Consider the following 19,851-nt stretch of genomic DNA (forward strand, 5'->3'; position numbering starts at 1 on the left):
TACCTCAGACTCGCTCGATGATGGTGGCGACGCCCATGCCGCCGCCGATGCACAGGGTGATCAGGGCGTACCGGCCGCCGCGGCGCTCGAGCTCGTCGAGCACGGTGCCGGTGATCATCGCGCCGGTAGCGCCGAGCGGGTGACCCATGGCGATCGCGCCACCGTTGACGTTCAGCTTCTCGTTCGGGATCTTCAGATCCTTCTGGAAACGCAGCACGACGGAGGCGAACGCCTCGTTGAGCTCGAAGAGATCGATGTCGTCGACGGTCAGGCCCGCCGCCGCGAGCACCTTCTTCGACGCCGGGGTCGGCCCGGTGAGCATGATCGTCGTATCGGCACCGCTGGTCGCGGTCGCGACGATGCGCGCCCGCGGAACCAGGTTCAGGTCTTTGCCCACCTGCTCGCTACCGACCAGGACGAGGGCCGCGCCGTCGACGATGCCTGAGCTGTTGCCGCCGGTGTGGACGTGCTCGATCTTCTCGATCCAGTGGTACTTCTGCAGCGCGACGTCGTCGAACCCGCCCATGGCCGCGATTCCGGTGAAGGCCGGGTTCAGCTTGCCGAGCGATTCGACAGTGCTGCCCGGACGCATGTGCTCGTCGTGGTCGAGGATCAGCAGGCCGTTCTGGTCGGTGACCGGCACGACGGACTTGGTGAAGTAGCCACCGGACCACGCTGCTGCGGCGCGTTCCTGGGACTGGACGGCGTATGCGTCCACGTCCTCGCGGGTGAATCCTTCGATGGTGGCGATCAAGTCGGCACCGATGCCCTGCGGGGCGAAGTAGGTGTCGTAGTTGGTGGCGGGGTCCATGGCCCACGCGCCGCCGTCACTGGCCATCGGCACACGCGACATCGACTCGACGCCGCCGGCGATGACCAGCTCGTCCCAGCCCGAACGCACCTTCTGCGCAGCCAGGTTGACCGCTTCGAGGCCGGACGCGCAGAAGCGGTTGAGCTGAAAGCCACCGACGGTGTCGGGCATCTTCGCAGCGAGCACGGCCGTGCGAGCGATGTCGGCACCCTGATCTCCGACGGGTGAGACCACTCCGAGAATGAGGTCGGAGATCCGGTTCTCGTCCATGTCGGGGAATCGTCGACGAAGCTCGTCGATCAGGCCGGTCACCAGGGAAATCGGCTTGACCGAATGCAGGGAGCCGTTCTTTCCCTTGCCTCGGGGAGTCCTGATGGCCTCGTAAATGAATGCCTCTGTAGTCACAGCGCGCAGTTCCTTCCAGATACTCGATCTTCTTGCGGTCGCCGTGGTGGCCGACCGCGTCGGTGCGAGGCCATGACAGACCTCAGCTCATGCCACAGTAGGGCGGCGAGAAGATCCGGCGTAAGGACCGAAACGAGCGTTGTACATGACCCGACGATCCGGTGCAGGTTTGAACGACCTGTGCGTGGGACACTCCCTAAGATCAGATCTACCGAGCGTGGAAGAAGAACGACCATGGAAACCGACAACGAACTGACCGTGGGATCGCGCGTCAAAGTCCACATTCACACCCCGGGCACCGACGAGAACGCGGGGCAGGACGCCTACGAAACGGGCAAGATCGTCGAGGACTTCGGCGTGCAGACGCCCGACACCACGTCGCGAGAATGGGCAGTGGCCAGGCGTTGGGCTGTGGCTCTCGACAGCGGCCGACTGGTGTTCGCCGACAACGACGATCTGACCGTCGGCTGACTCGACAGTCCGTCAGGTCTCCTTGAGCGGCACCGCTCCCAGTTCGCTGACCAACAGCTCCATCGCCACCGTTTCCGGGTCCCGGCGAACCGTCGGATCCGCAGGCTCGGCCGCGGCCTTGAGCAGCTCTTCCTCGTCCTCTGGCGTCTCCGGTGGCGGCGGGCCTACCGGCTCCGGCTCGTCGGGATAATCCGGTGCCTCGGGCATCGGAATGTCGGCATCACCGGTCGATCCATCGCCCGCTGATCCGAAACCGTCCGACGTGGGACGGGAAGCCCCTGCCTGGCTCGGCCTCGAGAACTTCGGCAGCGACGCGGGTTTCGCTGCCGGTTCATCTTTTTTTGCCGATGACTGTTCCGGTGGGGCCGCCGCCCCGACCAGACACACCACCGACCACTCGACACCGAACACATCGCGCAGGGCGTCGCGAATGACATCGGCGTTGCGGGGTTCCTCCAGCCGCTTGGCCAACGGTGCCGAGTCGTGCCCGAGTGTGATGGTGCCGTTCTCGACGGTGCGCACCGACGCACCGGAGAGCATGACCTCGACGGTCCGACTCCGCTCCCGTACCTTCGTACGCACCTCGGACCACACCGCCCGAACCGCGGCAGCGTCGGGCTCGTTCGCAGCCGCAGCAGGAGCTGCGACAGGTTCCGGTTCGGACTCGAACACGGGTTCCGGTTCGGGGCCGTAATCGTCCTCCGGCTCCGGCGGGAAATCCTCGTGCGATACCGAGGCTGCGGGGACCGGGTCCGGTTGCGCAGGAACAGGTTCCGGGGTCGGCTGGGATGCCGGAGCGGGCTCAGGTGTCGGCGCGGGCTCGGGTTCCGGGGTCGGCTCGGGTGCTGGAGCGGGCTCGGGTTCCGGGGTCGGCGCGGGTTCCGGCGTCGGCTCGGGTGTCGGAGCGGGCTCGGGTGCCGGGATCGAGGCAGCGGGTGCTACGGGAGCGGGCGCTGCGGGAGCCGGTGCAGGAGCTGCCGGCTCTGCGGCCGGTGGGCGCTGCGACGGTCGCTGGAACTTGCTCACCGGCGCCGGATTCGACGGCGCGGGTTCGTCGGCGGGTTGCAGCTGCGGTCGCGTCGGATCTGCGGTTGCCTGCGCGACGGCGGCCTGCTCACCGGCCGGGAGGGTGACGTCCAATCGACGTTCGACGCGCTCGAGTCTCTGCAGTACCGCCGATTCCGCGTCGGAGGCGGAGGGCAGCAGCATCCGGGCGCACATCACTTCGAGTAGCAGACGCGGCGCGGTGGCACCTCGCATCTCGCCGAGGCCCGAGTGCACGATCTCGGCGTATCGGGTCAGCGTCGCCGTACCGAGCAGATCCGCCTCGTCACGCAATCGCTCGAGTACGTCGCCCGGCACGTCGACCAGACCGCGTTCTCCGGCATCGGGCACGGCCTTCATCAGAATCAGATCGCGCAGGCGATCGAGGAGGTCGACGGCGAAGCGGCGTGGGTCGTGGCCTGCGTCCATCACCTTGTCGACCGTGCCGAACAGTGCGCCGCCGTCGCCCGCGGCCAATGCGTCGACGGCTTCGTCGATCAGTGCGACGTCGGTGACGCCGAGCAGTGACAGTGCTCGCGGGTACGTGACGCCCTCTGGCCCGGCTCCGGCCAGCAGCTGGTCCATGACGCTGAGCGAGTCACGGGGTGAACCACCGCCGGCGCGGATGACCAACGGGTAGACCGCGTCCTCGACCGGAACCTGTTCCTGGCCACAGATCTTCTCGAGCAGTCCACGCATCGTCGACGGCGCGAGCAGCCGGAACGGGTAGTGGTGGGTACGCGAGCGGATGGTGGGGAGCACCTTCTCGGGTTCGGTGGTCGCGAAGATGAAGACCAGATGCTCCGGCGGTTCCTCGACGACCTTGAGCAGCGCGTTGAAGCCTGCCGGGGTCACCATGTGTGCCTCGTCGATGATGAAGATGACGTAGCGCGACTCGGCCGGGGCGTACACGGCCTTGTCTCGCAGATCTCGGGCATCGTCGACGCCACCGTGGCTGGCCGCGTCCATCTCGACGACGTCGAAGTTGCCGGGTCCGCCGGGTGCCAGTGCGACGCAGGAGTTGCATACCCCGCAGGGCGTCGATGTCGGCCCTTCGGCGCAGTTCAGCGACCGGGCGAGGATGCGCGCCGAGGAGGTCTTTCCGCAGCCACGTGGCCCGGAGAAGAGGTAGGCGTGGTTGATTCTGTTGCTGTCCAACGCCACGCTGATCGGCTCGGTGACGTGCTCCTGGCCGACGACTTCGGCGAACGTCGCGGGACGGTACTTCCGGTAGAGGGCCACGCCCGAAAGGGTACCGGCGACCGACGACACTGTTGCATCGCGCGTCACCGTGAACCGGCCGACACCGCTCTGATGTTCATGATCGCGAAGCTTTCCCGGCCACCGGTGGAATCCGAGAGCGCGAGGAGCCAGTTGCCGTCCTGCAGCGCATCCGAGATCGCGTGCCGCACGATTGCTCCTCTGGAGTTCTGGTAATCGATCGAGACGGGTGTGCCCCGAGCTGCGGCGTCGGTCAGCAAATCGAGTTCCCGTGGGAGCAACCGGCTGTGTTGGTCGAGCGCAGAGCGCACCCGTGCGTCGTCGACAACACCGGAGTCGCCCGCCAGGAGCAGCCGCGCCAGCTCGCGTGGTTCGCGTCGACGCGGTCGTGCCCCGACGCTCGAGTGCGGCGTCCGGGTGGGCTCGGAGCGGGCTCTGGACGAGCTGTCGAGCTCGAGCTGCCCGGTGTCGGAGTGTCGCACCGGGAAATAGCCGTGCCTGCGCAGGACTGCGATGGTGTCGATGGGGGTGGCCGAACTGATCAGGACCGTCGGTGCCAGGCGCGTGAACTCGAGCACCGCCAGGGCCTCGTCGGCCTCGATGTTCGTCAGCAGTACGACGTCCTCGGAGACGATGGCGCAGGGGATCCTGCGCACGGCCAGCGCGCCGAAGGTACGCCAGCAGTCTCGGATCGTGTAGGCCAGAGCTTGGGGGACGTCGGTGTCTGCCATCTCGGCCAGCGCATCGATCAGCTCCTCCCCGGTGCCACCGGTGTCGAAGAAGCGTCGGATCGTCGCCGGGGTGAACCGCCAGACCGACGCCACCTCCCTCGACTCGGGCTGTGCGGCCGCGCCGAGAATCGACGCCACCTCGGTGCTCGGCGGTCCGGTGACCACAGCCGTCGAATCGGGCAGTAGACGCACCGAGAACGGCACCCACTCCGCCATGTCCTGCAGCTGCGCCGCCAGAGCCGGGGCGATCTGGCGCGGATCACCGTCTCGACCCGCGGGGAAGCCGACGAGGGTGCGGCACAGATCGGTCGGAGTGCCGTCGGCCAGCACTCCGAGTCGGGTGGCTTCGGTCAGGAGAGCATGCACGTGACCGGGCCCGGCGGTCGTCGAGACGACCGGGATGTTCCAGTCGAGGTACTGCTCGAATTCCTCGGGTCCGGACGGCACGCTCGTCGGGGCGTCGGTGCCGTCGTCATGCAGAAGTGACGTCAGCGCTGTCGCACGTAGGTCTGCCGCCGCGGGATCGTCGAGCATCTTCTTGAGCACCGGCGCGGTCTTCTGGGAGGCTCGCGGCACTCGGTGGGTGGGGGTGAACGGCGCACACCACCATGCGGCGACTAACGCTGCCGCCTGCTCGGATCGTGAACTCGTCGACCATGTTTCGTAGGTCGAGGTCAGTGCGACGCCGGTCTTTCCCCGTTCGGCGAGCAGCCCGGCCTCACGCGCAATCATCAGCATCAGGGCCGTCTGGTGCTCGTCGGCGAACCCCACCCGGGTGGTCAGCGAACGAAGATCCTTGGCACTGATGCCACCGGTCTTCATCATGGTCAGGCCATCGGTGTCGATGGCCGTCAACAGTGCCTGCGTGTGTTCACACAATTGCAGCAGTGCGATGGATCGCGCGCGCTGCAACTCGGTGCGCGGAAGTTCGTGGCCGGTGAAGGTCGGTGGCGTGAGTTCGATGGGCAATCGCCACCCGTCTCCCCGCAGCGCGATGCTCACCTCCAACGGCATCTCGACGCGATGCCCGTCCAGCCGGTACAACAGTCCCCGCTCGTACGCGGCCGCGCCTTCGGTCGTCGGCACGTCGAAAATCAGCGACATGGGTTTGCCATCGACGAAGCGAGACAACATCTCTCGCATCTCGACCGGGCCATCGTCGTACAGGGCGCGGATTCGTTCGGGTGTCATCGCGGCTGCCACGCCATCGGCTCGAGTGGCCCGATCGAGCGCGGGGTCGACTCCGAGACGGGACAGCAGCGCAACCCGATCCTGCTCGACTGCGCACCTGGAGAACAGCTTTCGCTGTCTGCGGGCAAGCCCGAAGGGATACGAGAACACCCCGGACAGATCGACAGGACGGTACTCGACGGCGCCCGAGCCGAGTGCGGTGTACGGCCAGATCAGGCCGTACGACATCAGTGTCGCCAGCGCAGCGTCGATGTGCGGCGTCCGGTTCGACGTCCCCTCGCCCGTCCAGTGCCCGATCTCGGCTCGGCTGAGATCTCCCATGAGCGCGAACAACTCGAGCAGGACGAGCGAGCCACGGTCGAGTTTTCGAGGTAGTGCCGCCACCCGCGAGGGTGAGCCGAGTAGTTGTGCGAGCAGACCGAACGAGCGGGGCGGCGGATCGGTGGCCACATCCGGCCGACGGTGCACCAGATCGGTCAGTGCATCCTCGTCCAGAGACGCCAACCACTGTTCGTACGTCTCGATACCGTCTGCCATGTCGCCCCCCGGTGAATGTTGCTGCCGAAGGTACAGCTGAGTACCGACAGACTCACTTGTTCTTGGCTGCTGCTTTCGCTGCCTTCTTGAATTCGCGCACCTCGAGCAGCGACTTCTCGTCCACGACGTCGGCGATGGATCGACGCGCGCCGTCGTCGCCGTACGCTCCGGCAGCCTTCCGCCACCCGTCGGGCGTGACGTCCATCTGCTTGCCGAGCAGGGCGAGGAAGATACGCGCCTTCTGATCGCCGTATCCCGGGAGCGCTTTGAGACGCTTCAGCACTTCGGCACCGTTGGGATCGTCGCGGGTCCAGATTTCCTGCGGCTTGCCGTCGTAGTTCTCGACCAGGTACGCCGCGAGACCTTGGATTCGCTTGGCCATCGAACCGGGAAATCGATGAACGGCCGGGGTCTGCGCACACAAGGCTGCGAATTCGTCCGGATCGGCATCGGCGACGGTATCCACTTTCAGATCACCGAGACGATCGACGAGCTTCTTCGGGCCTGCGAACGCAGATTCCATCGGCACCTGCTGATCGAGCAACATGCCGATCAACAGCGCGAACGGATCCTCGGCGAGCAGTGCATCGGCCTCAGGATCGCCGACGAGGTGCAGTGTGCGAGACATGGGCTCGATCCTGCCACGGTGGCTGTCGATCCGTAGCCGGTGGGACAGGCTCCGGAATGTCCCGTTCATCCTTTCGCGAAGCGCGCTGCTTCCGTTCGATTCTGGGCTCCCAGTTTGGTCAACACATTCGACACGTGCACGCTGACGGTCTTGACGCTGATCACGAGCCGCTCGGCGATCTGCTTGTTGGTGAATCCCTCGCCGAGGAGTTCCAGAACGTCCCACTCGCGACGAGTCAACAGGTCCGCGCCCGCCGGTCGACGCGCATCGCCGAGTCTCACGGTGACCCCGAGTCGGTCGTAGATCGCGATGGCCTCGTCGGCCGTGTGTGCGGCTGCCGACCGCTCCCCCGCCGCCTCGAGGGCTTCGGAGAGAGACTGCAGGGCACGGGCACGCTCGAACGGCTGAATTGCGAAGGCGTCCACGGCCGAACGCCATGCCGCCACTACCGAGGCAGCATCCCCGTATCCGCAGTTGAGACGCAGGTGGCCCCACTCGGCCTCGCCTCGCCGTATCCATGCGGTCGACTCCCAACCGTAGGACGGGCTGGAACTCGCTGTGCGTTCGATCTCGGAGTGCAGGCGTGATCCGATGTCCAGAGCTGCCTGAGCACCGATCACCGTCGATCCGCGGCGCGCCGCTTCCATCGCCAGTACCGACAATCTGATGCGTCCCCCGAACCATGGGTTGTGCCATTGCGCGCCCACAGTCGCGACAGCGGCTTCGAGGCAGGTGATCACGTCGCCGAACCGCCCGTTGCACAACGCTGTGTAGGCAGCAGCGGCGCTCGTCAGAATCGTGATCATGCCATCCTGAGACTCGAAGGGTCGAACGCGTTCGATGTCGGCCGCGAGTTCCTCGTCCCCCATTGCGGCGCGAATCTGAAACCCTGCACACAGCTGCTCGGCCGAACCCAAAGGTGGTGCGGCCGATTCGATCCGAGCCAAGTCGGCAAGGGCCAGTGTCCAATCACCCGAGTAGTACCGAACGTTCGCCAACTGGACACGCGCCCCGACGCCGTAGGGCGTCCATTGGCGCCCGGCGGATCGAGCGATCTCGACTGTTTCCTCGAACGACTCCTGAGCCGATACGAAATCACCGTCGTCGAATTCGACCATTCCGAGATTGAACTTGCTGCGCAGCAGATTCCCGATGTCACCGCTTTCTCGCGCGAGTGCGGCGGTACGAATGAGGAGTGTGCGCGACGCCGCGGGGTCATTGTGGCGTCTGTGCAAGCGTGCCAGCGTGATTCGTGCATCTGCCGACCGCCCCGGGTCACCGAGGGATTCTGCGATACGTACGGATTCCTCGGCCCAGGCGCGCGATTGATCTTCCCGGCCCAACGCCTCGGTTATCCGGGCACCGAGACCGGTCAAGTGCACTCTCCATGGGGCGAAGTCCTCCGCGGCCGCGATGGTCAAAGCCTGCTCGACGGCCGCCAGGGCCGAATCCTCTCGTTCGATCGCCAGAGCCGATGTCGCCTCGGCATGCAGCAAGTCGAGTCGCTCGGGGATCGTCAACGCATCCCCACCCCGTTCCAGTTCGGCACGGACGACCGAGAGCGCCCGCAGGTCTTGCCCTGCTGTCGTCGACGCCGACGCGTATTCCAACACCAGTGCCGTTTCCGTCGGCTCCCATTGCGGCTGTCGCAGTTCCAGTGCGGCGGCGAGGTGAGCCATGGCCTCAGCGGGAGCAGCCAGCGTCATCGCCTCGCGGCCCGCATCGACGTGGGCTCCGAACGCCTTCGGCAGATCGTGGGCCGATTCTGCGTGTCGAGCCAGGTCCGCGGCGGCGCCACGATGCCGGTGTTCGGTGAGCGTGTCGACGAAAGAAGCGTGCAACCTCGCACGACGGCCGGGCAGGACGTCGTCGTAGATGGCGTCGGCCAGGAGCGCGTGCCGAAAGACGTAGTAGAAGTCGGTGGTCTCCACGAGCCGGGCGTCGACGATCTCGCGGATCACGTCCTCGAGCCGGTCGTCGTCCAGACCGGTCACCGCCGCCAGAACCTCGTGCGCGACGCGGGGGCCACCCACCGCCATCGTTTCGGCGACCGACTTCGCCTCGGGCGACAAGGCGTCGAGCCGGACCAGCAGGAGCTCGGCGAGGCCCGGCGGAATCGACGATCCGGAACGCTGGCCGGCAGAGACGAGTTCTTCGATGAAAAATGGGTTGCCGCCCGATCGCTCCACGATGACGTCACGGGATGTCACATCCGTCGCGGCGGGAAGCGAATCGAGGAGGCGATAGGACGATTCGACGTCGAGAGGCGTCACCTCGACTCGACGGACGTAGCTCAGCCGTGTCCATTCGGAGAGCGACTGCCGGAGTGGGTGTTTGCGATGGAGATCGTCGCTACGATACGAGATCACCAAGGACACACGGGTTTTCGCGAGTCTCGACAGCAGAAATGTCATGAGCTCGCGGGTGGAGGTGTCCGCCCAGTGCGCGTCCTCGACGATGAGGAGCGCCGGGCGGTCGGCCCCGGCTGCAGTCAGTGCGACGAGGGCAGCATCGAACAGTTCCGTCCGGGTGGTGTGCGGGAGTGGACCGAACAATTCGGTGAACGCGAGGTACGGAATACCGACCTCACCGAGGTCCAAGCACCGCCCGACCAGTACCCGAGTTCCGCGTGCTTCCACATTGCGCCGCAGTTCTGCCAGCAGTCGCGTTTTGCCGACACCGGCGTCACCGGACACGACGACCGCGGCTGGGATGCCTCGGGCAGCATCGGCGACGACCTGTTCGAGCGCCGCGAGTTCGGCGTCTCGTCCGATCAGAGTGCGAGCCACGCCAACAAACTACGCCGCGGTCGTGGCCTGCGGTCGTTCTGTGCGCGGCTGCGCACTCGGCGGTCGTACGATCGCAGTGAATCGGCGACTCGGCGTTCATGATCGGCCAGAACATCGTAGGTGGGGTACATGGAACCCACTCTGGCTCCGCTGCACCGTCCACACATCGGACGAGTTCCCTATCTTCGGTCGCACCGTCGTACGAGAGAGCCCTAGGGAACAGCCGACGCGATTGCCTTCACACGGGGCCGATCAGGTGATCGACACCAGTTGGGTGATGTCGTCGAAGGGCAGTGGTCCGTCGACGACGGCTCCGACGACCGCGCTGTTGAGGATGATCGAACCGCCGTGATTGTCGAGGAATGCGGTGTCTGCCGCGTCCCGTCCGGTGGCGATGCGCACCAAAGTCGATCTCGGCGCGAGGCAGGTCGCATCCACCACTCGCCACTGACCTTCGACGAATGCTTCGGCGACTGCGTGGAAGTCCATGGGATCGCAGCCCGGTGCGTACACCGCGACCAGCCGAGCGGGGACGTTGACCGCACGAAGCAAGGCCACCACCAGGTGCGTGTAGTCGCGGCAGACTCCGGCGCCGGCGAGGAGGGTGTCGACTGCGCCGTCGATGGGGTCGCTGCTGCCCGGTACGTAGCTCAGGCGCGCACCGACCCACGACGAGACCTCGGCCAGCAACTTCTCCGACGGTGGGTAGGAACCGAATTCCGTTGCCGCGAAGCCGAAGAACTTGTCGGCCTCCGAGTAGCGGCTGGGCCGCAGGTACAGCGAGAGATCGTAATCGGAGACCGGGGCCGGCTCGGTGTTGCCGTAGATGGTGGCCGAGTACGACGCTTCGAGCTTGCCGACTCCGGCGTACAGCTTGTGAATGCGGGTTCCGTGCGCGCCGCTGATCTCCTGCGCCTCGACCGGCTGACCGTCGAGTGTGAAGGAGAGTGCTTCCCACACTTCGGTTCCTGGATGCGGGGCAATCGCGATCTGGAACTCGAGGGTACTGGCCTCGGTCACGTCGACATCGAGGTACGCGGAGACGTCACGTTTCATCGTGCCGATCCTGCCATCTTCGAGCCGTTCGCGCAGATCATGACTCGTCGGTGAGACGTTCGCCCGTCACCAGAAATATGACGCGTTTGGCGACCTCGACCGTGTGATCCGAGTAGCGCTCGTAGAACCGGCCGAGCAGCGTGATGTCCACTGCCGCGGGTACGCCGTGCGGCCAGTCGGGTGCTGAGGTCAGCATGAACAGGCTGCGATGCAGTGCGTCCATTTCCTCGTCCTGAATGCGCAGGCTCGCGGCGAGTTCGGCATCTCTGGTTTCCAGCACGCGTTGGGTCGCCTCCGCCTGCGCGACGGCAACTCGACCCATCTGCTCGAACACGCCTTCGACCTCGGGCGGCAGTACGTGCGCGGGATGGCGGCGGCGAGCCAATTCGGCGATATGAACGGCAAGGCCGCCCATTCGCTGTAGATCGGCGACGATGTTGATCCCGGATACGACCCGTCGCAGGTCGTGCGCGACGGGTGCCTGCAGGGCCAGGAACCCGAATGCGCCGTGCTCCCACTCGACGGCGAGCATGTCGATCTCTTCGCGGTATTCGATGGTCCGCTCGGCGAGCACGATGTCCGCCGTAAGGAGCGATCGAGTTGCGTCGACCATGGCCATCTCCGCAATTCGGGACATTTCAGACAGGTTCGACGCCAATGAATCGAGCGTCTCTGTGTAACTGTCCCGCATGTGCCACTCACTCCTACCGAATTCGCCCTCGACGTGGGGCCTGTAGGCCGTACCCCCAATCGCATCTTCCTACACGGAGGTAGCCCTGTGGGAGCCTTTGCTGCATGAACACTGTGAAGTCGGTCATGCTCTTCGCCGTCGCGGCAGTCTTCGAGATCGGCGGTGCCTGGCTGGTGTGGCAGGGAATTCGGGAGCATCGTGGGTGGCTGTGGGCCGGAGCCGGGGTGATCGCCCTCGGTGCCTACGGCTTCGTCGCGACCCTGCAGCCGGATGCGAACTTCGGTCGCATTCTCGCCGCGTACGGCGGGGTCTTCGTCGCAGGATCGATGGCGTGGGCGATGGTGGTCGACGGCTTCCGACCCGATCGGTGGGACATCACCGGTGCATCGATCGCTCTGATCGGCGTCGGGGTGATCATGTACGGCCCGCGCTGACTCGCGCGGGCCGTACCCGATCGATCAGCAGTTGGACGGCGCGGGCACTCCGTAGAAGCGATCCTTGATCCAGTTCTGCGCCTCACCCAGGCCGAGGATGTCCGGAATCAGGTGTCCTGCACCGGATCCGGGCACGATCGACGGAACCTGGGCGGAGCTGAGCTGCACGGTGGCACCCTTGCCGCACCAGTCACCGGCCAGGCCGACGGCCTGTCCATGGGGCACGATGTCGTCGGACGTCCCGGACTGAATGAGCACCGGAGCATTGGGCGTCCGCTCACCGATCTTGTTCTTTGCCAGGATCTCCTGAGCGACGGGCAGCCTGTCCAGCACCACCGACAAGGGCTCGCCGGTCTTGGTGTACTCGTTGGTGCGGTGCAGCCCGACGTTCAGAATCGTTTCTCCGACACACTGATTCGCCACCAGATTCAGCATGGCTTTGCCAGCGTCGTTGATGTTCTCGTCGACGATCGGTCGCAGACCGGGGTCGGAATTGAGCAGACCGTTGAGGGTGTATCCGATCACGCCGGTGAGGATGGTGCCGTCGACCTGCTCCAGCGTCGCCTTCAGATCCGCGGGAGGGGCACCCGCATAGGTGCCGACGAGGTTCATCTCGGGTGCGTAGTCATCCGCGAGTTCCGCTGCGGCAGCGGCAGCGCCACCGCCCTGCGAGTAGCCGTACGCGGCCACCGGGCCGTCCGCGGAAATCTTGGTGCCCTGCAACTTCTGGGCCGCACGGGCCGCGTCCAGCACAGCGTGCGCTTCCGATGCTCGGTTGACGTAGGTGTGCGCGCCGGGAGTACCGAGACCCTCGTAGTCGGTGATGACGACGCCGTAACCCTGGGACAGCAGCGAATACGCCGCGAGCACCTCGTACTCGACCATGAAACCGAGCGGCGGGGTGTAGGTGATGACATTGTTGAGCATCTTCGACGGCGCACACTGATCGCCCTGACCCTGAGTTCCCGGGGCGAGTACCACCAGCGGCCGCGGACCTGGGCCGGTCCATTCCGCGGCAGGATCGATGTAGGTACCGGTCACGGCATTGGGCGCGTCGTTCGAATCGGTACTGCGGTACATGATTCGAGTGGCAGCACCGGGCAGCGGACCGCCGATTCCGGGGACCGACAAAGCGAGATGAGAAGGCTCCGAACGGATCACGTCACCCGGCGAGCCTGCGGGCAGCGGACTCGGTGGAACGTAGAAATCGGATTCGACGGTCGATCCCGTCGAGGGGGCCGCCGACACCGCCGGTGCCGTCACCCCGATGAGTACCGCTGCCACCGCCACAGCCGAACCGAACACACGCTTGGAACGCACTTCACAACCCCCAACGTCGACCACTTGGCATCAAGTGAGCGCTACCCCGCGTAGCACTTATCGTGACGCACCTTACGTGATGCGTCACACAACGCATAGGGCTAGTTTGGATTACTCACGATCAGCGTCGACGCCGGTGCATCGCGGCCTTGGCCACGTCGATTTCTTCGCTGGTGAACGGACGCCCCGGCAGCGTGGATCGCGGGACGCCATCACCCCGCAGACCGTCGAGCAACACGGTGAAGTAGCGACGCCAGTTGGCGGCGTCGACGGCACTGGAGAACTCGACGCTCGCGCCGATCATCCCGAGCACCGGATAGAAATCACTGACCGCGATGTCGGGTCGCAGCTGCCCGGACGCCGATGCCCGATCGACGATCTTCTCGAAGAACGGGTCGATGCGCGAGCGAACCTGAGCAATCCCGCGGCAACCCTCGTCCGAGCCGAGCACAACGTCGCCGAGACCGCGATCGGCGGACATCCCCTCGCACACCTCGGCCAGGAACTGCACCAGACCCTCCCATGGATCCTTGGCCTCCAGCGCCCGCTCAGCGGTCGCGAGCATGTCTTCGAGGCGTTGCTCGAAGACGCCGTCGATCAGTTCTTCCTTGCACGAAAAGCGCCGATAAACGGTGCCGACGCCCACCTTGGCGTGCGCCGCGACGTCGTCGAGCGTGATGTCGATGCCGTGTGAGGCGAACAGCTCACGGGCCGCATCCACGATGCGACGTCGATTGCGTTCGGCGTCTGCCCGTAGGGGCTTCGAGGCCGCTGTGTCCGCTCTCACACTCATTCGATGTCCGTTTCACCCGATAAGCGGAGGACATTCCTCCACTTAGCTGCTACCTTTGCTCTACAACCGGAGGGTACACCTCCGCATAGTCGAACCGAGGACACTATGACCACCCTTTCATCGGAGAACGTGGGCGACGCCACGTCGACCACTTCGCCGGTCGACGAGCGCGCGCATCGGAATCGTTGGCTGATTCTCGCGACGCTCGGACTGGCTCAGCTCATGGTCGTGCTCGACGCGACCATCGTGAACATCGCACTCCCCGCCGCCCAGCTCGACCTGGGCTTCGACAACGCCGACCGCTCCTGGGTCGTCACCGCGTATGCACTCGCGTTCGGCAGCCTGTTGCTGCTCGGCGGCCGCCTCAGCGACCTGTTCGGACGACGCAACACCTTCCTCATCGGACTCGTCGGCTTCGCGCTGATGTCCGCAGTGGGCGGCGCGGCCGTCAACTTCGGCATGCTCGTTGCTGCGCGCGCGGGCCAAGGTCTCTTCGGTGCGCTACTGGCCCCTGCGGCTCTGTCGCTGCTGGCCACCACCTTCACCGATACCAAGGAACGCGCCAAGGCATTCGGCATCTTCGGTGCCATCGCCGGCGGTGGCGGTGCACTCGGCCTGCTGCTCGGCGGCATGCTCACCGAATGGGCCAACTGGCGCTGGAGCCTGTACGTCAACCTGATCTTCGCCGCGCTCGCCTTCGTCGGCGGGTTCCTGTTCCTGGCCAAGCACAAGGTCGACGTCCGCCCCAAGCTCGACATCCCCGGCACGATCGCCGTCTCGGCCGCGCTGTTCTCGATCGTCTACGGCTTCGCCCACGCGGAATCCGACGGCTGGAGCAACGCGGTCACACTCGGATTCCTGGCGGCAGGTGTCGTGCTGCTCGCAGTGTTCGTGACCATCCAGATGCGCGTCGAGCATCCGCTGTTGCCGTTGCGGATCGTGCTGAACCGCACCCGTGCGGGATCGTTCCTGGCCGTATTCGTCACCGGCGCAGGCATGTTCGCGGTGTTCCTGTTCCTGACGTACTACCTGCAGAACACCCTGAAGTACACACCCATCACCACCGGGTTCGCGTTCATGCCGATGATCGCGTCGCTGATTCTCACGGCGACACTGTCGACGGCGCTTATCCTGCCCCGCTTCGGACCCCGCATCCTGATGACGACCGGCCTGGTCGTGGCTTCCATCGGCATGGGACTGCTGACGCAGATCGACATCGACAGCAGCTACGTCACGCACATCCTGCCCGGCCTGGTCATCATGGGTCTCGGACTCGGAGCCACGATGGCACCGGCCATGCAGGGTGCGATCTCGGGCGTCGACCCGGACGACTCCGGCGTCGCATCGGCAACGGTGAACACCATGCAGCAGGTCGGCGGCTCGATCGGCACGGCGTTGCTCAGCACCGTGGCAGCCAACGCGGCCACCAGCTACGTCAGCTCCAACATGGCAACAGCAACCGATGCAGCACTCCTGCAGGCCAATGCCGAGATCGCCAGCTACACCACCACGTTCTGGTGGGCGTCGGGAATCTTCCTGCTCGGCGCAGTGCTGTCGGCCACGCTCTTGAAGAAGGGGCCGTTGCCCACGGCTCCCGAAGGTGCGGTTGTCGTAGGGCACTGAGAGCGGCTGCGCCGCATGTGACCGGAACCTCGTAGCCTGCTACGAGGTTCCGCTCACGTGCGTTCAGCCTTCGAGCAGCTTCTCCGTCGCGGCCAGCAACACGCAGGTCGCGACGCCGTCCATCGACTTCTCCAGCTCACCGAGCGAGGGGAAGCTCGGGGCGAGGCGAATGTTCTTGTCTTCCGGATCTTTTCCGTACGGGAACGCCGAACCGGCGGCTGTCAGCGCAATTCCGGCGTCCTTGGCCAACGCGATCGACCGAGCTGCCGTGCCTTCGAGTACGTCGAGACTGATGAAGTAGCCGCCCTTGGGCTCGGTCCAGGATGCAATCTTCGACGCACCGAGCCGGTCCTCGAGGATCTGCTGCACCAGCGCGAACTTGGGCTTCAAAATCTCGCGATGCTTGGCCATGTGGGCCCGCACCCCCTCGGCGTCGCCGAAGAAGCGCAGATGGCGAAGCTGGTTGAGCTTGTCCGGGCCGATGCTCTTCTTGCCGAGGTGCTTCTGGTACCAGGCGAGGTTCTCCTCGGAGCTGCCGAAGAAGCTGACGCCCGCACCGGCGAAGGTGACCTTCGACGTCGAGGCGAACACGAACGCACGATTGGGGAAACCTGCCTCGGCCGCCATGCCGATGACGTCGTAGGACGGGGCGAACTCCTCGGTCAGCGGGTGCACCGCGTAGGCGTTGTCCCAGAACAGACGGAAGTCGGGCGCTGCAGCGGGCATGGTGGCCAGCGCGCGAACGACCTCCTTCGAGTAGACGGCTCCCGTGGGATTGGCGTAGTTCGGCACCACCCACATGCCCTTGATCTGCGGATCCGACGCCACCAGAGTGGCGATCTCGTGCACGTCCGGGCCGTCGGGCCCCATCGGAACCGGGATCATCTCGATGCCGAAGCTCTCGGTGATCGCGAAGTGCCGGTCGTAGCCGGGTGATGGGCAGAGGAATCTGATGTTCGGCTCGGCCGACCACGTCCGCGGGGAATCGGGCAGACCGTGCAGCAGAGCCCAGACCACGAGGTCCTGCATGATCTCGAGGCTGGCGTTGTTACCGGCCACCAGGTTCTTCACCGGGATGCCGAGCAACTCGCCGAAGATGGCACGCAGTTCCGGCAGACCCGCGAGGCCACCGTAGTTGCGGCAATCGGTGCCGTTGCCGTCCTTGAAATCCGCGCCGGGAAGCGTCAGCAGATCGGCAGCGAGATCGAGCTGCTCGGGTGACGGCTTGCCGCGGGTGAGATCCAGCTTCAGATTCTCGGCCTTGAGATGCGTGTACTTCGCGCTCTGCCGCTCGTGCTCGGAGGCGAGCTCCTCATGGTTCATCAGACCCAACTGGGTTTGCGCTGGCATGCGGAGCGGCCTCTCGGTGACTGGGTTCCCCGGACAGTGTTGATGTCACTGAAATAAAGGGGACCCCGCGCACCCGGCAGAGCCCATAGACCCTTGCTGCCTTCCGGCCCTGGGGGAGTTCACAGGATGCGCGCCGCGCGGGATCCGTTAGGAAGTGTAGCCGCCTCCCGTCGGACGACGCATCACCGCCCTTCGCGCCTCCCGATTTGGGAGATGGTGGGGGTAACCGGGTAAGCTCCCCCACGGAGGATTCGCCTAGTGGCCTATGGCGCTCGCCTGGAACGCGGGTTGGGTTAACGCCCTCAGGGGTTCAAATCCCCTATCCTCCGCCAGAGAAGCCCCCGTGACATGTCACGGGGGCTTCTTGCTGTTCGAGGCCTGTTCACCCGTCCTCCGGCCCGATCGCCCGCCCGGGTTCGGGCACCACCCCGTTCGCGTCAATGGACCCTTGCACCGGTCAGACGTATGCAAAGGTCCATCCACCCAGTTCACCATTCCGCGTCGATGTCACATTGACGCGCCCAGACGTCTGCAGTGGTCCATTGACGCGGGGCGCGGACTAGCGAGCCGACCAACCACCGTCCATCGTGTACGACGCTCCGGTCACCATGCCCGCATTCTCGGAGGTCAACCACCCCACCAGTGAGGCGACTTCGGCGGGTTCGACGAGTCGCTTGATGGCGGCCTCCGTCAGCAGGACTTTTTCGAGGACTTCGTCCTCGGGGATGCCGTGCGCGATGGCCTGGTCGGCGATCTGCTTTTCGACCAGTGGCGTGCGTACGTATCCCGGGTTGACGCAGTTGCTCGTCACTCCGTGGGCGGCGCCTTCGAGGGCCGTCACTTTCGACAGTCCTTCGAGTGCATGTTTGGCGGTGACGTACGCGACCTTGAATTCCGAGGCCCGCAGTCCGTGCACCGAAGACAGGTTGATCACTCGACCGAAGCCGCGAGAGTACATGTGCGGCAGTGCAGCTCGGATGAGCAGGAACGGAGCCTCGACCATCAGTGTTTGGATTCTGCGGAACGCGCCTGGGTCGAAGTCGACGATCGGTGCGACGGTTTGGATGCCCGCGTTGTTGACGAGGATGTCGACGTCCAAGCGAAGATCGTCCAGCGCGGTGGTGTCGAGCAGATCCACCGACCACACCTCACCGCCGATCTCCGACGCCAATTCCTTTGCGGCCACGTCGTTCACATCGGCGAGGGTGACGTGGGCACCGCGGCCGGCGAGCTCTCGCGCACAGGCGGCACCGATCCCGGACGCTCCCCCGGTGACGAGGGCGGAGCGTCCGGTCAGGTCGGTCACCGCTGTGCGTTCTGATCGAGCAGACCGGCCTTCACCAGCTCGGCCTCGGTGGCCAAGTTCTTGGCGTCGGCGATGTCGATGCTCTCGAGCGCCAATCCCCTTGTCTCCCTGGCGACGACGACGGCAACCACGGTGATGGCGCAGGCCACGGCCAGGTATACCGCGATCGGCACGGACGAGCCGTAGATGTCGAGCAGCTTGACCGCGATGATCGGGGCCAGCGAGCCGGCGACGATCGAGGTGACCTGGTAGCCGAGTGACACACCGGAGTAGCGCATCCGCGTCGGGAACATCTCGGCCATGATGGCGGGCTGGGTGGCGTACATGAACGCGTGGAACATCAGGCCGATGATGATGGCCAGCAGGATGACGACGTTGTGGCCGCTGTTCATCATGGGGAACGCGAAGAAGCCCCAGGTGGCCGCAGTGAGCGCACCGGCAAAGTACACCGGACGACGACCGATGCGGTCGGCGAGCCTGCCCACCAACGGAATCGTGCAGAAGTGGATTGCGTGAGCGATGAGCATCCACCACAGGATCGTGCTGGTGTCGGTGCCCACCTCGACCTTGAGGTACGTGATGGAGAAGGTGACGACGAGGTAGTACATGACGTTCTCACCGAAGCGCAGGCCCATCGCGGTGAATACGCCACGCGGGTAACGCTTCACGACCTCGAAGACGCCGTACGACGCAGCCTTGATGACCTCGGCCTGCTTGTGTGCCTCGAGGAAGATCGGGGCGTCGGAGACCTTGGTGCGGATGTAGTAGCCGACGAAAACGATGACGGCGGAGAGCCAGAACGCGACGCGCCAGCCCCAGCTGAGGAAGGCTTCGTCGGACAGTGTGGTCGTCAGGACCAGCAGCGCGACGGTGGCGAGCAGGTTACCTGCGGGCACGCCTGCCTGCGGCCAGCTGGCCCAGAATCCGCGAGACTTGTTCGGGCTGTGTTCTGCCACAAGGAGAACCGCTCCGCCCCATTCGCCGCCGACGGCGAAGCCCTGAATGAATCGCAGGGTGACCAGCAATGCCGGTGCCCAGTAGCCGATCGCCTCGAACGTCGGCAGGCATCCCATGAGGAACGTGGCTCCACCGACGAGGACGAGGCTGAACTGCAGCAACTTCTTTCGGCCGTACTTGTCGCCGTAGTGGCCGAAGACGATGCCGCCCAACGGACGTGCAACGAAGCCGACGGCATAGGTGACGAAGGCAGCGAGGATGGCGTCGAGCTCGCTGGTTCCGGCAGCGAAGAAGATCTTGCTGAACACCAGCGTTGCGGCGGTGCCGTAGAGGAAGAATTCGTACCACTCGACGATGGTGCCTGCCATCGATGCCCCGACTACCTTCTTGAGGCCTGCGGGGGTGGCATCGGGATCCGGTTCGGACCGTTCGGTCAGCGGCTGATCGACGCTCATTGACTCTCCTGTGTTACTCGGCACTCGATGGTCACTGT

The 19,851-nt window shown here is 65.3% G+C and carries 15 protein-coding genes, 1 tRNA gene and 1 other RNA gene; 4 read left to right on the forward strand and 13 right to left on the reverse strand.

Translation table 11 applies throughout. The annotated features are described in order from the left end of the window. Positions 1-4 precede the first annotated feature (4 nt). On the reverse strand, positions 5-1,216 hold the full coding sequence (locus CH275_RS11780) for an acetyl-CoA C-acetyltransferase (RefSeq protein ID WP_094678236.1): 1,212 nt from the start codon (positions 1,214-1,216) through the stop codon (positions 5-7). A gap of 234 nt (positions 1,217-1,450) precedes the next feature. Here CH275_RS11780 and CH275_RS11785 point away from each other — a divergent pair, with 234 nt between their 5' ends. Next, positions 1,451-1,687 carry a hypothetical protein gene (locus CH275_RS11785; RefSeq protein WP_094678238.1) on the forward strand — a complete coding sequence of 79 codons (237 nt, stop codon included), beginning with the start codon at positions 1,451-1,453 and terminating at the stop codon, positions 1,685-1,687. A 12-nt stretch (positions 1,688-1,699) separates the two neighbouring features. Here the strand turns inward: CH275_RS11785 and CH275_RS11790 are convergent, their stop codons facing one another. The 6 genes from CH275_RS11790 to phoU all read right to left on the reverse strand — a co-directional run bounded on the left by CH275_RS11790 (position 1,700) and on the right by phoU (position 11,575). Further along, complete coding sequence (locus tag CH275_RS11790; RefSeq protein ID WP_094678708.1) at positions 1,700-3,973, reverse strand: DNA polymerase III subunit gamma and tau; 2,274 nt, start codon at positions 3,971-3,973, stop codon at positions 1,700-1,702. Between the two features lie 44 nt (positions 3,974-4,017). Beyond that, positions 4,018-6,411, reverse strand: coding sequence for a helicase-associated domain-containing protein (locus CH275_RS11795; protein ID WP_094678240.1), 2,394 nt, complete (start codon positions 6,409-6,411; stop codon positions 4,018-4,020). Positions 6,412-6,463: 52 nt separating this feature from the next. Continuing rightward, positions 6,464-7,039: an HhH-GPD-type base excision DNA repair protein gene (locus CH275_RS11800; RefSeq protein WP_094678242.1), complete on the reverse strand. Its 576-nt coding sequence runs from the start codon at positions 7,037-7,039 to the stop codon at positions 6,464-6,466. A gap of 65 nt (positions 7,040-7,104) precedes the next feature. Then, positions 7,105-9,828, reverse strand: coding sequence for a helix-turn-helix transcriptional regulator (locus CH275_RS11805; RefSeq protein ID WP_094678244.1), 2,724 nt, complete (start codon positions 9,826-9,828; stop codon positions 7,105-7,107). Positions 9,829-10,080: 252 nt separating this feature from the next. After that, complete coding sequence (locus CH275_RS11810; protein WP_052058346.1) at positions 10,081-10,884, reverse strand: transglutaminase-like domain-containing protein; 804 nt, start codon at positions 10,882-10,884, stop codon at positions 10,081-10,083. Positions 10,885-10,921: 37 nt separating this feature from the next. Then, the gene (phoU, locus tag CH275_RS11815) at positions 10,922-11,575 is read right to left on the reverse strand and encodes a phosphate signaling complex protein PhoU (RefSeq protein WP_094678246.1); all 654 of its coding nucleotides are present in this window, start codon (positions 11,573-11,575) and stop codon (positions 10,922-10,924) included. A 104-nt stretch (positions 11,576-11,679) separates the two neighbouring features. On the opposite strand from phoU, the gene CH275_RS11820 reads away from it, so the two are divergent. After that, positions 11,680-12,009 (forward strand): YnfA family protein, encoded by a 330-nt coding sequence (locus CH275_RS11820; protein WP_094678248.1) that lies wholly within the window; start codon positions 11,680-11,682, stop codon positions 12,007-12,009. Positions 12,010-12,033: 24 nt separating this feature from the next. Here the strand turns inward: CH275_RS11820 and CH275_RS11825 are convergent, their stop codons facing one another. After that, a complete protein-coding gene (locus tag CH275_RS11825; RefSeq protein ID WP_094678250.1) occupies positions 12,034-13,329 on the reverse strand; it encodes a lipase family protein in 1,296 nt (431 codons plus the stop codon). 121 nt (positions 13,330-13,450) lie between these two features. Then, positions 13,451-14,122 carry a TetR/AcrR family transcriptional regulator gene (locus CH275_RS11830; RefSeq protein ID WP_094678252.1) on the reverse strand — a complete coding sequence of 224 codons (672 nt, stop codon included), beginning with the start codon at positions 14,120-14,122 and terminating at the stop codon, positions 13,451-13,453. A 105-nt stretch (positions 14,123-14,227) separates the two neighbouring features. Between CH275_RS11830 and CH275_RS11835 the strand changes: the two genes are divergently transcribed. Next, complete coding sequence (locus CH275_RS11835) at positions 14,228-15,745, forward strand: DHA2 family efflux MFS transporter permease subunit (RefSeq protein WP_094678254.1); 1,518 nt, start codon at positions 14,228-14,230, stop codon at positions 15,743-15,745. A gap of 63 nt (positions 15,746-15,808) precedes the next feature. Here CH275_RS11835 and CH275_RS11840 read toward each other — a convergent pair whose 3' ends face one another. Together CH275_RS11840 and ffs are read right to left on the reverse strand one after the other, a co-directional pair. After that, entirely contained in the window at positions 15,809-17,095 is a 1,287-nt protein-coding gene (locus CH275_RS11840; protein WP_094678256.1) for an aminotransferase class I/II-fold pyridoxal phosphate-dependent enzyme, read from the reverse strand. Positions 17,096-17,149: 54 nt separating this feature from the next. After that, positions 17,150-17,244: signal recognition particle sRNA small type (ffs, locus tag CH275_RS11845), an RNA gene on the reverse strand. Between the two features lie 95 nt (positions 17,245-17,339). Here ffs and CH275_RS11850 point away from each other — a divergent pair. Next, positions 17,340-17,427, forward strand: a tRNA-Ser gene (locus CH275_RS11850). Between the two features lie 227 nt (positions 17,428-17,654). Here the strand turns inward: CH275_RS11850 and CH275_RS11855 are convergent. Together CH275_RS11855 and CH275_RS11860 are read right to left on the reverse strand one after the other, a co-directional pair. Beyond that, positions 17,655-18,401: a 3-hydroxybutyrate dehydrogenase gene (locus tag CH275_RS11855; RefSeq protein ID WP_094678258.1), complete on the reverse strand. Its 747-nt coding sequence runs from the start codon at positions 18,399-18,401 to the stop codon at positions 17,655-17,657. Further along, positions 18,398-19,813, reverse strand: coding sequence for an MFS transporter (locus CH275_RS11860; RefSeq protein ID WP_094678260.1), 1,416 nt, complete (start codon positions 19,811-19,813; stop codon positions 18,398-18,400). The genes CH275_RS11855 and CH275_RS11860 overlap by 4 nt, the downstream gene beginning before the upstream one ends. Positions 19,814-19,851: the final 38 nt, after the last annotated feature.

It is taken from the genome of Rhodococcus sp. 06-235-1A (assembly GCF_002258785.1).
Taxonomy (GTDB): Bacteria; Actinomycetota; Actinomycetes; order Mycobacteriales; family Mycobacteriaceae; genus Rhodococcoides.